Annotated in this window: 12 protein-coding genes; all 12 read right to left on the bottom strand. The window is 64.3% G+C overall.

Going from position 1 to position 14,366, the window contains the following annotated elements:
- Positions 1–200: 200 nt before the first annotated feature.
- Entirely contained in the window at positions 201–1,751 is a 1,551-nt protein-coding gene (gene purF, locus VGH68_RS15725; RefSeq protein WP_331604568.1) for an amidophosphoribosyltransferase, read from the bottom strand.
- An 89-nt stretch (positions 1,752–1,840) separates the two neighbouring features.
- Positions 1,841–2,392 carry a CvpA family protein gene (locus VGH68_RS15720; protein WP_331604567.1) on the bottom strand — a complete coding sequence of 184 codons (552 nt, stop codon included), beginning with the start codon at positions 2,390–2,392 and terminating at the stop codon, positions 1,841–1,843.
- Between the two features lie 7 nt (positions 2,393–2,399).
- Positions 2,400–3,317, bottom strand: coding sequence for an SPOR domain-containing protein (locus VGH68_RS15715; RefSeq protein WP_331604566.1), 918 nt, complete (start codon positions 3,315–3,317; stop codon positions 2,400–2,402).
- A gap of 29 nt (positions 3,318–3,346) precedes the next feature.
- Positions 3,347–4,657 carry a bifunctional tetrahydrofolate synthase/dihydrofolate synthase gene (gene folC / locus VGH68_RS15710; RefSeq protein ID WP_331604565.1) on the bottom strand — a complete coding sequence of 437 codons (1,311 nt, stop codon included), beginning with the start codon at positions 4,655–4,657 and terminating at the stop codon, positions 3,347–3,349.
- A gap of 361 nt (positions 4,658–5,018) precedes the next feature.
- Positions 5,019–5,891, bottom strand: coding sequence for an acetyl-CoA carboxylase, carboxyltransferase subunit beta (gene accD, locus VGH68_RS15705; RefSeq protein ID WP_331604564.1), 873 nt, complete (start codon positions 5,889–5,891; stop codon positions 5,019–5,021).
- Positions 5,892–5,968: 77 nt separating this feature from the next.
- Positions 5,969–6,781 carry a tryptophan synthase subunit alpha gene (trpA, locus tag VGH68_RS15700; RefSeq protein ID WP_331604563.1) on the bottom strand — a complete coding sequence of 271 codons (813 nt, stop codon included), beginning with the start codon at positions 6,779–6,781 and terminating at the stop codon, positions 5,969–5,971.
- 76 nt (positions 6,782–6,857) lie between these two features.
- Entirely contained in the window at positions 6,858–7,784 is a 927-nt protein-coding gene (locus VGH68_RS15695; protein ID WP_331604562.1) for a site-specific DNA-methyltransferase, read from the bottom strand.
- A 9-nt stretch (positions 7,785–7,793) separates the two neighbouring features.
- Entirely contained in the window at positions 7,794–8,987 is a 1,194-nt protein-coding gene (gene trpB, locus VGH68_RS15690; RefSeq protein WP_331604561.1) for a tryptophan synthase subunit beta, read from the bottom strand.
- Between the two features lie 59 nt (positions 8,988–9,046).
- Positions 9,047–9,757: a phosphoribosylanthranilate isomerase gene (locus tag VGH68_RS15685; protein WP_331604560.1), complete on the bottom strand. Its 711-nt coding sequence runs from the start codon at positions 9,755–9,757 to the stop codon at positions 9,047–9,049.
- Positions 9,754–10,566: a tRNA pseudouridine(38-40) synthase TruA gene (truA, locus tag VGH68_RS15680; RefSeq protein WP_331604559.1), complete on the bottom strand. Its 813-nt coding sequence runs from the start codon at positions 10,564–10,566 to the stop codon at positions 9,754–9,756. Before truA ends, VGH68_RS15685 begins: the two co-directional genes overlap by 4 nt.
- Complete coding sequence (locus tag VGH68_RS15675) at positions 10,563–13,019, bottom strand: FimV/HubP family polar landmark protein (RefSeq protein WP_331604558.1); 2,457 nt, start codon at positions 13,017–13,019, stop codon at positions 10,563–10,565. Before VGH68_RS15675 ends, truA begins: the two co-directional genes overlap by 4 nt.
- Before the next feature lie 215 nt (positions 13,020–13,234).
- Positions 13,235–14,356: an aspartate-semialdehyde dehydrogenase gene (gene asd, locus VGH68_RS15670; protein WP_331604569.1), complete on the bottom strand. Its 1,122-nt coding sequence runs from the start codon at positions 14,354–14,356 to the stop codon at positions 13,235–13,237.
- Positions 14,357–14,366 lie beyond the last annotated feature (10 nt).

The following is a 14,366-nucleotide window of genomic DNA, read 5'->3' as shown; positions in this document are numbered from 1 at the left end:
GGGGAAAGCTGGAGCGGAGGTAGATGAATGCGGCTTTTCCACCATTCGCTTTAGCTGTTTCGGGTTGCCCCGCGTCCGCAAGCTGAGATCAAATCGACGCAAGCCGCCATGTTAACACGCTCGCGGTGCGTTGCGGCATGTCGTGCGATGCCGCAGCGCACCGCGAACGGATGATATGGCTCGGGTCAACCAACGCTTGCTTACCCCACCGACAGTTGCAGATGCAGTTGCGAACGCGCCGGGCCGCCACCGTCCATCGCTTCGCTTGCGGCATCGCGGTCCGATTGCGACGATGGTGCGAGACGCGCGGTTTCGATGCGGTCGAGGTACTCGGTCGTCACGTCGCCAGTCACGTAGTTGCCGTCGAAGCACGACGCCTCGAACTCCTTCAGCGCCGGGTTGATGTCGCGCACCGCCTGCTTCAGCGCATCGACGTCCTGATACACGAGGTGATCCGCGCCGATCATGCGCGCGACTTCGTCATCCGAGCGGCCGTGAGCGACGAGTTCGCCGCGCGTGGGCATGTCGATGCCGTACACGTTCGGGAATTTCACCGGCGGCGCCGCCGACGCGAAAATAACCTTGTTCGCGCCCGCATCGCGTGCCATCTGCACGATTTCGTGCGAAGTGGTGCCGCGCACGATCGAGTCGTCGACGATCAGCACGTTCTTTCCCTTGAACTCGATGCCCATTGCGTTGAGCTTCTGGCGCACCGACTTCTTGCGCACCGCCTGGCCCGGCATGATGAAGGTGCGGCCCACGTAGCGGTTCTTGAAGAAACCCTCGCGATACTCGACGCCCAGCTTCTTTGCGACCTGCATCGCGGCCGGACGGGACGAATCCGGAATCGGCATCACCACGTCGATCGCGACGTCGGGCAGTTCGCGGCGGATCTTCTCGGCGAGGTAGTCGCCCATGCGCAGACGCACGTTGTAGACGGGCACGCCGTCGAGCACCGAGTCCGGACGCGCGAGATACACGAGTTCGAAAATGCAGGGATTCAGGCTCGGGTTCGTCGCACATTGCTGCGCATGCAGATTGCCTTCCATGTCGATGAAAATCGCCTCGCCCGGATGCACGTCGCGCACGAATTCGAAGCCGATACCTTCGATCGCCACCGATTCCGACGCCAGCATCCACTCGACGCCTTCGGCCGTTTCCAGCTTGCCGATGCACAGCGGACGGATACCGAACGGGTCGCGGAAACCCAGCAGACCGTAACCGGCGATCAGCGACACGATCGCGTACGAGCCGCGCACCCGGCGATGCACGCCGGACACCGCCTTGAACAGCGCAGCCGGATCGAGTTGCAGACCCGAACTCGACAGCTGCAACTCGTGCGCGAGCACGTTGAGCATTACTTCGGTATCGGAATTGGTGTTCACATGGCGCCGATCGATGCGGAACATCTCATCTTTCAGTTGCTGCCAGTTGGTCAGATTGCCGTTGTGCGCGAGGATGATGCCGAATGGCGCGTTCACGTAGAACGGCTGGGCTTCTTCTTCGCTCGACGCCGAACCGGCGGTTGGATAGCGGACCTGGCCGATGCCGGTAGTGCCCGGCAGGCTGCGCATGTTGCGCGTGCGGAACACGTCGCGCACCATGCCGTTGGCCTTGTGCATGTGGAAATTACTGCCGTTCGCCGTCGCGATGCCGGCGGCATCCTGACCGCGGTGCTGCAGCAGCAGCAGGCTGTCATAGACCAACTGGTTGACCGGAGAATGGGAAACTACGCCTACGATGCCGCACATGGCATGTCCTTCAAAGGTACGAAATACGTGATGGCGGGCGGCGCCTCCGACTGCGTACATCCGCTGACGCGGCGGTACGCGCTACGACGTCAAGGCACCCGGTGCGCGCCGGAGTCCTGCTGCGCATTGCTCTGGGCGCCCGGATCGTCCACGTGGACGTGTGCGGCGAGCGCCTCGGGAAGCAGTGGTTTCATCGCGCGCACGCCCTCGACCGTGTACGGAAGAAGCAGCGCGTTGCGCCAGAATTCCTGTTTGGGCAAATCGGTCAAGCCTGCGAGGGCGACCAGAATCAGCACCAGTACAACCCCGCGCACGAGGCCGAACATCAAGCCAAGCGAACGGTCCGCGCCGCCGAGCCCCGTGACCTGCACGAGGCGGCTGAGCAACGCGCTTACCACGCTCGTGACCAGCACGACGCCGATTACGATGAGCGCGAAGGCCAGCAACCACTGGGTCAACGCGCCGCCCGGCCAGTGGGACGGGATGTAGGGGACCACGTAGCCAACGAACTCGCACCCTACGAAAAACGCCGCCACCCAACCGATCAATCCGAACACTTCCGACAGCAAACCGCGCCAGGCGCCACGCAGCGCCGACAAGCCGATCACCGCCATTACAGCGTAGTCGAAGGCAGTGAGCATCGCTGGCTTACTGTGCGGTGCCGCCGCTTGAGCCCGACATCAAGCCCGCCCCGCGCACCTTCGCGATTGCCTCGGTAGCGGCGGCGCGGTCGGCGAACGGGCCGGCGCGCAGCAGCGTCAACGTCGAGCCGTCTGCCTGCTTACGATGCTCGATATATGCGGGTACACCCGCCGCTTTCAACTTTGCGGCCCAGTTGCGCGCGTTCGCTTCGTTCGCGAACGCGCCGAGCTGAACCGCGAAACGATTGCCTGGCGGCGACGCCGGCGTGCCGGAGTTCGCGTCCGCGCTGGCTGCCGTGTTGGTGTCGTCGTCGTTCGACGTCGCGGCGGCTGGTGCTTTTGCCTGTTTCGAGGGGGTCGCGGGAGCGGCAGGAGCGGTGTTCGCGGCAAGCGCCTGAGGTTGCGGTTTCGCGGCGGGCCTGGCCGTGGGGGTGGTGTTCGTGTCCGGTTTGGCGGAGCTCGACTGGGCCGGCTTCGTGGCCGCGGCGGTTGCCGGGGCCGCTGCGGCGGCAGTTGCCGGCGCGAGGCCGGAAGCGGCGGCGCCAGTACCGGCGGCAGGCGGATTGTCGGGCGCGACGCCCGCTTGCACGTCTTCGCTGCTGCTCGATCTGGCGAGCTTCGGCGCCGGACGGCTAGGGATATCGATGGAGATGTCGTCGGTGACCGGCTTCGGATGCGAATCCAGCACCATTGGCAGGATGATTACCGCCGCCACGACCAGTGCAATCGCACCGACCAGCCGGCGACGCGCGCGCTGCTTTTCCGGCAGCGTGGGGTCCAGCAGCATCGCATCGGCATCGACCGTGCGCTCGGTGCGGCGGGTGCGCCGCTCGACGCGCTCACCCCGGGCGGTCCGACTGGAACTGGTGTTTGCGCCGCGCCGGCTGGACGCGTCGTCTTTCTTGCCGAACGAGAAAATTCCCATGAATCGCTTGGTTCGAGCGTGGCGCCCGTTCAGTGTTGCTGCGATTTACGGTAGGACATGACGCCCGCTACCGTATAGAAACTGCCGAAAACCACGATTCTATCATTCTCCGACGCACGTTTTAGCGCTTCCTGGAAAGCTTCGGCGGGGCTCGCATGGCGCGTCACGCTGCTATCGGCGCTGTCTTCAACACCGAGTTCACGCAACGCGGTTTCGAGTTCCTGCGCCGACGCGGCGCGCGGCGTCGGCAGATCGGTCACGCACCAGTGATCGACCTCGCCTTTCAGATGACCGAGCACGCCGGCGATGTCCTTGTCGCGCATCGCGCCGAACACCGCGTAGGTATAGGGAAAAAAGCCCATGTTGCCGAGATTTTGCGAAAGCACCGCAGCGGCGTGCGGATTGTGTCCGACGTCGAGCACGATGGACGGCTTGCCGGGCAGCACCTGAAAACGCCCGGGTAGATCCACGTTGGCGATGCCGAGCCGGATGTCCTGCGCGGACACCGGCAAGCGATCGCGCAACGCTTCGAGAGCGGCAAGCGCGGCCGACGTATTGATCAGTTGATTCGCGCCACGCAGCGACGGATAGGCTAGCGACGAGCGTCGCATGGTCGGGCCGACATAGCTCCATTGCTGGCGCTCGCTGCCCGCCTGGCCTTCGTAACGGAAATCACGGCCGAACAGCCACAGTTCGGCGCCGATCTTTTCCGCGTGATCGATCAGCGATTGCGGCGGCACCGGGTCCGCGCAGATCGCCGGCTTGCCCGGACGGAAGATACCGGCCTTTTCGAAAGCGATTTTGTCTCGTGTATCGCCGAGATAGTCGGTGTGATCCAGGTCGATGCTGGTGATGATCGCGCAGTCGGTATCGAGGATATTGACTGCGTCCAGACGACCGCCGAGGCCCACTTCGAAAATCACCGCGTCGAGGCCGCGCGAAGCGAACAGACTCATGATCGCGAGCGTGGTGAATTCGAAGTATGTCAGCGTGACCGGTTCGGCGAGGCTTAGACGCGCGGCTTCGACGGCTTCGAAGTGCGGCAGCAAATCAGCGTCGCTTGCCATCGCGCCGTTAATACGCGCCCGCTCGTTAAACGACAGCAGATGCGGCGACGTATGACAGCCGACTGAATAGCCGGCGCGCAGCAGGATCGCTTCGAGAATTGCACAGGTCGAGCCCTTGCCGTTCGTGCCGCCGACCGTGACGATCGGGCAGGCGAACGACAGTTGCATCGCGTCGCGCACTTTGGAGATTCGACCCAGACCCATGTCGATGCCGACCGGATGCGCGGATTCAAGGTGCGTGAGCCACGCGTCGAGGGTGGGGAATGTCGTCATCGGGTGAATCTTGAGTGGATCGCGGGTGGTTTCCGGGGATTCTGAATTGCGGTTGCGCGGCTTTGCGGTCTTTGCGAATGAATGCCGGGGAGCGGCCGTGCCGCATGGCGGGTTGGTGACGGTGAGGGCTGCGAGCCTGCAAAGCCACCGCGCGGCGGTTTATGCGCAGAAACCGGTGCGCAGCGTCGCATTCGCTTCAGCGTTAGTCGCCTGCGCATCGCAAGCGCCCGTAATTATCCCGGAAATGACAACGCGCCGCTTGATTGCTCACGCGGCGCGCCGTGTTTTTGATTGCTTCTCAGGCCATCACCGCACGCATTTCAGACGGCGGCCGATCGGCGATAAGGCCGTACTGCGTGGCTTACGCGACCGCATCCGCCGGCTGGTGGCTCAGCAGCGCCAGCAATCGCGCGATCTCCTCGCGCAGCTTGCGGCGGTCGACGATCATATCGATCGCGCCCTTCTGCATCAGGAACTCGGCGCGCTGGAAGCCTTCCGGCAACTTCTCACGCACCGTCTGTTCGATCACGCGCGGGCCGGCAAAACCGATCAGCGCCTTCGGCTCGGCGATCACGACGTCGCCGAGGAACGCGAAACTTGCCGATACGCCGCCCATCGTCGGGTCGGTCAGCACGGAAATGAACGGCAGCTTGGCCTCGGCCAGCTTCGTCAGCATCGCGGTGGTCTTCGCCATTTGCATCAGCGATAGCAGGCTTTCCTGCATCCGCGCACCGCCCGATGCAGTAACGCAGATGAACGGCACCTTCTGCTCAAGCGCGTTCTGCGCACCGCGAGCAAACCGCTCCCCGACGACCGAACCCATCGAGCCGCCCATGAACGAAAACTCGAAACATGCGACCACGACCGGCAGCGTGTGAATCGCGCCGCCCATCACGACCATTGCATCGGTCTCGTCGGTTTCGTCCATCGCCTCCTTGAGCCGCTCCGGATACTTGCGGCTGTCCTTAAACTTCAGCGCATCGACCGGAACGATTTCCTGGCCGATTTCGTAGCGGCCTTCCGCATCGAGCAGGCCATCCAGCCGCTCGCGGGCGCCGATGCGCATATGGTGATCGCACTTCGGGCAAACATGCAGATTGGCCTCGACGTCATTGCGATACAGCACGGCTTCGCACGACGGGCACTTGATCCACAGGCCTTCCGGAATCCCCTTGCGGCTCTTCGGGTCGGTTTGTTTGATTTTCGGCGGCAGTAGCTTATCGAGCCAGCTCATAGGAAATCCTCTGGGTCAGCAGTCGCGCAAACGGCGGGACAAGCCCGCCGCTCACGTTACCGCGACAAAAATAACTGTTATCGGGCAGTCGCGACGCTATCGAGCGCCTCGCGTACTTCGGCGATGAAGCGCGTCAGCGTGTCGACCGCAGTGTCGGGCGCCGTCTGTTCCAGTAGTTGGACGATACGGCTGCCGATCACGACCGCGTCGGCCACACCGGCCACTGCGCGCGCCGTTTGGGCATCGCGAATGCCGAAACCGACGCCCACCGGCAACGGGACGCGCGACTTGATCGCCGGGATTTTACTCGCGATGCTGGAAACGTCCAGATTTGCCGCGCCGGTCACCCCTTTGAGCGACACATAGTAGACGTAGCCGCTGGCAATCCGGCCGACCTCGGCGATGCGCTCGTCGGTCGATGTCGGCGCCAGCAAAAATATCGGATCGATGCCAGCGGAACGCATCTGCTCGGCGAATCCGGCGCTCTCTTCGGGCGGATAGTCGACCACCAGCACGCCGTCGACACCGGCCTCCTGCGCGGCCTGCGCGAACGCTGCCACGCCCATTCGTTCGATCGGATTGGCGTAGCCCATCAATACGACCGGAGTCTTGTCGTCGGTTTCGCGGAAGCGCTTCACGTCTGCGAGCACGTGGCGCAGCGACACGCCCCGTGCCAACGCGCGTTCGGACGACTGCTGGATCACCGGGCCGTCGGCCATCGGATCGGAAAAAGGTACGCCGAGCTCGATCACATCGGCGCCGCCGGCGGCGAGCGCGTGCATGAATTCGACGGTACGAGCGGGATCCGGATCGCCGGCCGTCATGAACGGGATCAAGCCTTTCTTACCCTGGGCGGAGAGCGCGGCAAACGTGTTCTTGATGCGGGACATGGAAATATTCTCGAATTTGGGTGGTTGCGCGCTGGTTCCGGGGCATTGGGCACAGCTGGCAGCAGGGTTCACGCTTTCACTGCATCTCGATCGGCGGCTGCACTTTCGGCCTGGCTCGGGACCGACGCGTTACCGGAGGAGAAGCGGCGGCGCTCACGCGCTCGCGCGCTATCGCGCAATAGCTTTCGTTGATCTCATAACCGACGAATTCGCGCTGGTGACGAACGCAAGCGACCGCGGTGGTGCCGCTGCCCATGAACGGGTCGAGCACGCGGCCGCCCTTGGGACAACTGGACAGCACCATCCGCTCGACCAGTTCCACCGGTTTCTGGGTCGGGTGCGCGACGCGTTCGGCATGCTGCCGATGCAATCGCGATATCGACCAGACGTCCTTCGGGTTATAGCCAAGCTCCAACCACTTGCTTCCTTCGAACAGCTTGCGCGAACGCGCCTTCTTCGTGACTGCGTCGTACGGGATGCGGACGGGATCGAGATCGAAGAAATAGTCCTTCGACACCGCGAAAAAACCGATGTTGTCGTGCACGGACGTGAAGCGGCGCGTGGTGCCGCCCATGCTCGGCACGCGCCGGTCCCAAATGATTTCGTTGATCATCGTGAGCCTGGTCTTCAGGAAGCTGAAGATTTCAGGCGCGTACTGCCAGGTGCAGAAGATGTACAACGACCCGGACGGCTTGAGCTTCGGAATTGCGAGCTCAAGCCAACTGCGCGTCCAGAGAAGAAATTCCTCGCCGCTGCGCATGTCGGAGTCGTTGCCATAGTCCTTGCCGAGCCCGTAGGGGGGATCGCAGACGATCAGGTCGATCGAGCCATCCGGGATATTGACTACATCGGTCAGGAAATCGCGGTTCAACAGCCGTATACCCGCCGGCACCTGCGCAAATAGCGGCGCGGGTGCCACCTCCACCGCTACGTCCAGAGGCGGATTGGCGGTTTCAGCCCCGGCTGCGGGCGCCGGCTGCGGCTCGTCGAACTCGTCACGCATCGTCGCGGCTCAGAACTGGATGCCCGATCGCTCGGCAACCGTGTGCATGTCCTTGTCGCCGCGGCCGGACAGGTTGACCAGCAGGATTTTGTCTTTCGATAACGTCGGCGCGAGCTTCGTCGCGTAAGCGAGCGCGTGGCTCGACTCCAGCGCCGGGATGATGCCCTCGATGCGACAACAATCGTGGAACGCCTTGAGCGCTTCTTCGTCGGTGATGCCGACGTATTGCGCGCGATTGATGTCTTTTAGCCACGCATGTTCAGGGCCGACGCCCGGATAATCGAGGCCGGCCGATACCGAATGCGTCTCGATGATCTGGCCGTTTTCGTCCTGCAGCAGGTAAGTGCGGTTGCCGTGCAGCACGCCGGGGCTACCGCCGATCAGCGATGCCGCGTGACGGCCGGTTTCGATGCCGTCGCCGGCCGCTTCCACGCCGATCAACTGCACTGACGCGTCGTCGATGTACGGGTAAAAAATGCCCATCGCGTTCGAGCCACCGCCAACGCACGCGATCACCGCGTCCGGCTGGCGGCCAGCTTGCTCGGGCATCTGAACCCGGCATTCGTCGCCGATCACGCGCTGGAAATCGCGCACCATCATCGGATACGGATGGGGACCGGCGACCGTGCCGATGATGTAGAACGTGTTTTCGACGTTCGTGACCCAGTCGCGCATCGCTTCGTTCAGCGCGTCCTTCAGCGTGCGCGAACCCGATTCGACCGGCACCACGGTCGCGCCGAGCAGTTTCATGCGGTACACGTTGGCGGCCTGGCGGCGCACGTCTTCGGAACCCATGTAGACCACGCATTCCATCCCGAAGCGGGCGGCGATCGTTGCGGTAGCCACGCCGTGCTGGCCGGCGCCCGTCTCCGCGATGACGCGCGGCTTGCCCATGCGTTTCGCGAGCAGCGCCTGGCCAATCACGTTATTGATCTTGTGCGCGCCGGTATGGTTAAGGTCTTCGCGCTTCAGATACACCTGCGCGCCGCCGAGCAATTCGCTCCAACGTTGGGCGTGATAGATCGGGGAGGGACGACCCACGAAGTACTTCAGTTCGCGCTCGTATTCCGCGACAAACTCCGGGTCTTTCTGAAATTTCTCGTAGGCTTCGCGCAACTCGTCGAGTGCGGAAAACAGCGTTTCGGCGACGAACACGCCACCGAACTGGCCGAAATGGCCTCTCTCGTCAGGCAGGTTGTACATGGTGATCACTCTTCTCAGTGGGCCCGCGGCTTTCATTGCGAATGCGCCGCGAGCCAGAATCATTCGGCGTCCGCCGCGCGCACCGCGCGTACGAAAGCCGCCATCCGGGCGTGATCTTTCACGCCCCTGGCGCCCGGCACTTCGATGCCGCTCGAGACATCGACCGCGTACGGGCGCACGCGACGGATCGCATCAACGACGTTTTGCGCGTTCAACCCACCACTCAAAACGGCCCGATGCGCGAGTTCTGCAGGAATAAGTGACCAATCGAAGACCTTCCCACCGCCCCCGTAGCCTTCGACATGCGTGTCGAAGAGAAGACCACTGGCGGCTGAATAGCTGAAAGCGGATTTTACCAAATCGGCCGGTTGAGTATCCGCCGCAATCCGCAACGCCCGCAACCAAGGCAAACCCGCAACGCTGGCCAGCGCCTCGCACTGCTCGGGCGTCTCGTCGCCATGAAACTGCAGCAGCGTGAGATTGACGTTGCTCGCGACTTCGCGAATCCAGTCGGGGGTCGCATTGACGAACAGACCGACGGCCGACATGAACGGCGGCACCTCATGCACGAGCTCGACCGCCTGCGCCACGCTGACCGAGCGCCGGCTCGGCGGATAGAACACGAGGCCGATCGCGTCGGCGCCGAGATTGATCGCGTGGAAGACGTCTTCTGGCTTGGACAGTCCGCACAGCTTGATGCGCGTGCGACGCGGCACGCGCTGCGGGAGATTGGCATCCGCCTCGCTCGCGGGCTGGTTGACTGCTTTCATGTTTCCGTTTGATCGGTCCATACGCTACTCCACGGCACGCTGCCTGTTACCGGTACGGGCACGGCGAATCGTTCAGGATAGCCCACCTGCGCGAGGTACAGGCCGTCCGGCATGAAGGTCGGCGCGGCGCAGTCGCGGCTGCGGGTCGCGAGCACGTCGGCCATCCACGCGGCCGGACGGCGCCCACTGCCGACTTCGATCAGACAGCCCATCACGTTACGCACCATATGGTGCAGAAATGCATTCGCGCGAAAGCGGAAATGCACGAAGTTGCCGTGCCGCTTCACGTCGATCTGATACAGATGCTTGAACGGCGTCTTCGACTGGCATTGCGACGAGCGGAACGCCGAAAAGTCGTGCTCGCCGATCAGATGCGCGGCGGCCGCGCGCATCGCCTCGACATTGACCGGCGTATGCACCCAGCCGGCGCGCGCCGTGAGCATCGGCGAACGCACGGGGCTCACGTACAGCACGTAGTAATAGGTCCGCTCGAATGCCGAAAAGCGCGCGTGAAAGTCCTCGGGCATCGGCTTGGCCCATTGCACGCCGATCGTTTTCGGCAGAAATGCGTTCGGGCCGCGCACCCACGAGACGTCGACGCGGTCGAGTTCGGTATCGAAATGCACGACCTGCCCGAGCCCGTGCACGCCGCGGTCGGTACGACCGGCCACGGTCGTATGCACGGGCGTCCGCGTGAATTCGCGCAGCGCCCGTTCGAGTTCGTCCTGCACGGTGTTGCCATGCGGTTGCGATTGCCAGCCAGCAAACGCCGCGCCGTCGTACTGAACGCCTAGGGCGATGCGCTTCACGACAGCGGTGCGAGGGTCGACAGCAACGCGCGCGCTTCGTTGCGCGTGGCCGGATCGTTGGCTTCGATCACTTCGTTGATCAGCGCGCGCGCGCCGGCGAGGTCGCCAAGTTCGATGTACTCAGATGCCAGTTCGAGCTTGTTGCGCGCGATGCGGCCGAGGTCGGCCGGCGTGAACGCCGGCAGAGGCTGGGCCGGGCCTGGTGGCAATTCGAGATCGAAGTCGAGCTTCAATGCGCCAAAGCCAGCCGCGCCGAGACCGGCGACAGCGCCGTGGCCCGCCGTTCCGGCGGCGATTTCATCGGCGATGCGCGGGGCGTCGCCGTCCGGATCGGCAGCGGGGAAAGCCTGCTGTGCGGTCGTTTCGGGCGATGCGACCGGTTGCATCGACAGCGAGGCCGGGGCGTCGGCGCTGCTAGCCGGCATTTCGATGCGCGGAGGCAAAGGCATGTCGAGGCTGTTGAACGCGTCGATGGCATCGCGTGGAAAGTCGGCCGGCGCGGCTGCCAACGGCTCGCCGTGAGGCTGGCCGAACGACAACGTCGTGCGCGGTTCGATTTGGGGTTGCGTGAAATCGATCGCAGGGGGCGGGACGTTGAATGGGGGCTGCGGTTGCGCCGCTGGTACTGCAGACGCGGCCGAAGGGGTTTGCGTCAGATTGTTGTCTGTCGTTGCGCTCGTGCTTGCAGTGGGCTCATCGTCCCATTGCAGACGATGAGCATGCTCGTCCTGCGCCTCGACCGGCTCAAGCTGCCCTAGCGGCAACGCCTCCGCGCCAAGTTCCGCAGCGGCGGCAAGGCTTGCCGCCGTGGCCGCGCTGCCCAGGTTTTCGTGATGCGCAACTGCGGGAGAGTCGGCGGAGGTGTCGCCGTCGGTGGAAGGGGCGATGTCCTCCGCGTTCGGCTGCGTCGGCGCGGTGGATTCCGGTGCTGTTTGCTCTGCCGTTGTGCGCTCGGCGGCCGCGCGGTCGGCCGCGGCCTGTTCCGCTCGGTGCTCTGCTGCCGCAGGTTCGTCTGCCGCCTGTTCTGATGCTGCCTGTTCTGCTGCTGCCTGTTCTGCTGCCGCGCTATCCGCTGCGGCTCGGTCTGCGATTGCGCGCTCCGTGGCGGCACGCTCTGCCTGTGCCTGCTCCGTGACTGCGTGCTCTGCCGCCGCACGGTCAGCCGCTGCCCGCTCCGCTGCCGCCTGTTCCGCCGCTGCCTGTTCCGCCGCTGCCTGTTCCGCTGCTGCCTGTGCCGCTGCTGCCTGTGCCGCTGCTGCCTGTTCCGCTGCTGCCTGTGCCGCTGCTGCCTGTGCCGCTGCTGCGCGCTCGGCGGCGGCCTGCTCTGCCGCCTGCTGCCCAGCTTCGCGATCAGGTCCATCGTCCGGCTGTGCCGATTTAGCCGTTTCGGCGTTCGCCGCCGCATAAGCATTGGCATCGGCCGCCTTCCGGCGGTTGCGTCGGCCGATGCGCAGAGCCGCCAGCAAAACGACCAGCGCCGCGCCGACGGCAGCGGCGATGCTCAGATCGCGCTGCGACATGCCGCCAGCGTTCGACGGCGCCGCCACCGCACTTGCGGGCGCCGGCCCCGGTGCCGCAGCCACAGCCGCGGACGACGTACCGGCAGCCGGTTGCGCCGCGCCCGCCGGCGCAGTGCCCGAAGCCGCCGGCGCACCGCCGATGCCGTGTTTCTGCAACTCCATGAGCACGCGGTTTTTCAGCGCCAGCAGTTGCTGCAGGCTCGACACCTGCGGATGGGAAGCCGGTTGCGCGCTCGCCGTCGCGGGTGCCGTGGCGGCAGGCGCGCTCGCAACGGGTCGCACCGATCCGGCCGATTCCTGCGTGGCACTCGCCGGCTGCGCCGCCGACCCCGCTGCGGGCGCAGACGAAGCCCCGCTCCCCGCAGCCATTCCAGTCGATGTCGGCGCACTCGTTACCACCGGCGCACTCGCAGAGCCGGAAAGCTGAGATCCGGCCGGCGCCGTTGCGCGTGCCGCCGCGTTCGGCTCGCTCGCAGCAGCGTCATTGACCTGTGCGGCATTGCTGGCGGTAGTGGTCGCCGCGGTCTGCGGCGCGGCGGGCGCGGACGCCGCCGCTGCCCCAGACGCACCGTCGACACTAGCAGCGCCAGCCGACGAAGCCGCCAACGCGCCCGACGCATCGAGCGCCGGCACCGTCAACGTCGCGCCCACACGCATCCGACTCGGATCGTGATTCATGAACGCGGCCGGATTCGTATCGAACAGCGCCCGCGTCGCGCGAGCAAGTATCGCCCGGTCATGCGACTGGGTAACCGCAATCGCGACGTCGTTCAGCGATTGACCGGCCCGCACCGTGTACTGGCTACCCGCCGCCAGCGTAGCGACAACCGCGGCTGAACCGGCATCCGGCGCGCTCGCCGCATCCGCCGGCGCAGCAGTCGCGCTTCCCGCACTCGCTGCCAGCGCAAAAGCGAAAGCGGCACCTGCGGCCATGGCTGCCGAGCAGCGTTTGAATCGATTGTTGTCGTGATGGATGGACATAGGGGGAAGAGCGGAGCGTCGAAGGTTCATCGGAACTCCTGGCGCGTCAGCGCGCGGCCTATTTTGCGAATGGAAAGAGACAAAATAATCGGAGCACACAATGAAAAAAGCGCCGCGCAAGCGCGACGCTTCTTGAGTCGTCTTACGCGTCGAGCGCGTAGTTTACTTTACTTGTCGAGCACAATGCGAAGCATGCGACGCAGCGGTTCAGCCGCGCCCCACAGCAGCTGATCGCCGACCGTGAACGCCGACAGATATTCGCCGCCCATCGCGAGCTTGCGCACGCGGCCGACCGGCACCGTCAACGTGCCCGTGACAACCGCCGGGGAGAGATCCCGCATCGACGCCTCGCGTTCGTTCGGTACGACCTTCACCCAGTCGTTGCCCGACGCGAGAATGCTGTTCACTTCGTCGAGCGGCACGTCCTTGTTCAACTTGATCGTCAGCGCCTGAGAATGGCAGCGCATCGCACCGATCCGCACGCACAGACCGTCGACCGGAATCGAACCCGGGGTGCCCATTGCCGGCTTGCCGAGAATCTTGTTGGTTTCAGCGCCGCCCTTCCACTCTTCCTTCGACATGCCGTTGCCAAGATCCTTGTCGATCCACGGAATCAGCGAGCCTGCGAGCGGCACGCCGAAGTGGTCGGTCGGCATGCTGTCGCTGTTCATCGCGTCGAGCACGCGGCGGTCGATGTCGAGAATCGCCGAAGCCGGATCAGCCAGTTCGCTTTTCACCGCGCCGTGCAGCGTGCCCATCTGCGACAGCAGTTCGCGCATGTTCTGCGCGCCAGCGCCCGATGCGGCCTGATACGTCATCGCGGTCATCCAGTCGACGAGATTTTCGCGGAACAGGCCACCCAATGCCATCAGCATCAGGCTGACCGTGCAGTTACCGCCGATGAAATTCTTCTGACCTTTGACCAGCGCGTTCTTGATGACGTCGAGGTTGACCGGATCGAGGATGATGACCGCATCGTCCTTCATGCGCAGCGATGACGCCGCGTCGATCCAATAGCCGTTCCAGCCTGCGGTGCGCAGCTTCGGGAACACGTCGTTGGTATAGTCGCCGCCCTGGCACGAAATGATCGTGTCGCACTTCTTCAGGTCGTCGATGCTTGTCGCATCCTTGAGCTTGGTCTCGTTTTTGGCGAACGATGGCGCGTTGCCGCTCGCGTTGCTGGTGCTGAAAAACACCGGTTCGATCAAGTCGAAATCGCCTTCCTGCTGCATGCGTTGCATCAGGACGCTGCCGACCATGCCGCGCCAACCTACGAGACCTACGTTCATGACTTCAAAC

Source organism: Paraburkholderia sp. (assembly GCF_036488505.1).
Classification (GTDB): domain Bacteria; phylum Pseudomonadota; class Gammaproteobacteria; order Burkholderiales; family Burkholderiaceae; genus Paraburkholderia.
This window is presented reverse-complemented; position numbering and strand designations above follow the sequence as displayed.

Excerpts from the sequence above, each read along its gene's own strand:
- VGH68_RS15675 (WP_331604558.1), bottom strand. The coding sequence starts at position 13,019 with ATGGCCGCAGGTGCCGCTTTCGCTTTTGCGCTGGCAGCGAGTGCGGGA.
- trpA (WP_331604563.1), bottom strand. The coding sequence starts at position 6,781 with ATGTCCCGCATCAAGAACACGTTTGCCGCGCTCTCCGCCCAGGGTAAG.
- folC (WP_331604565.1), bottom strand. The coding sequence starts at position 4,657 with ATGACGACATTCCCCACCCTCGACGCGTGGCTCACGCACCTTGAATCC.
- VGH68_RS15720 (WP_331604567.1), bottom strand. The coding sequence starts at position 2,392 with ATGCTCACTGCCTTCGACTACGCTGTAATGGCGGTGATCGGCTTGTCG.
- trpB (WP_331604561.1), bottom strand. The coding sequence starts at position 8,987 with ATGTACAACCTGCCTGACGAGAGAGGCCATTTCGGCCAGTTCGGTGGC.
- VGH68_RS15685 (WP_331604560.1), bottom strand. The coding sequence starts at position 9,757 with ATGAAAGCAGTCAACCAGCCCGCGAGCGAGGCGGATGCCAATCTCCCG.
- asd (WP_331604569.1), bottom strand. The coding sequence starts at position 14,356 with ATGAACGTAGGTCTCGTAGGTTGGCGCGGCATGGTCGGCAGCGTCCTG.
- purF (WP_331604568.1), bottom strand. The coding sequence starts at position 1,751 with ATGTGCGGCATCGTAGGCGTAGTTTCCCATTCTCCGGTCAACCAGTTG.
- accD (WP_331604564.1), bottom strand. The coding sequence starts at position 5,891 with ATGAGCTGGCTCGATAAGCTACTGCCGCCGAAAATCAAACAAACCGAC.
- VGH68_RS15695 (WP_331604562.1), bottom strand. The coding sequence starts at position 7,784 with ATGCGTGACGAGTTCGACGAGCCGCAGCCGGCGCCCGCAGCCGGGGCT.
- VGH68_RS15715 (WP_331604566.1), bottom strand. The coding sequence starts at position 3,317 with ATGGGAATTTTCTCGTTCGGCAAGAAAGACGACGCGTCCAGCCGGCGC.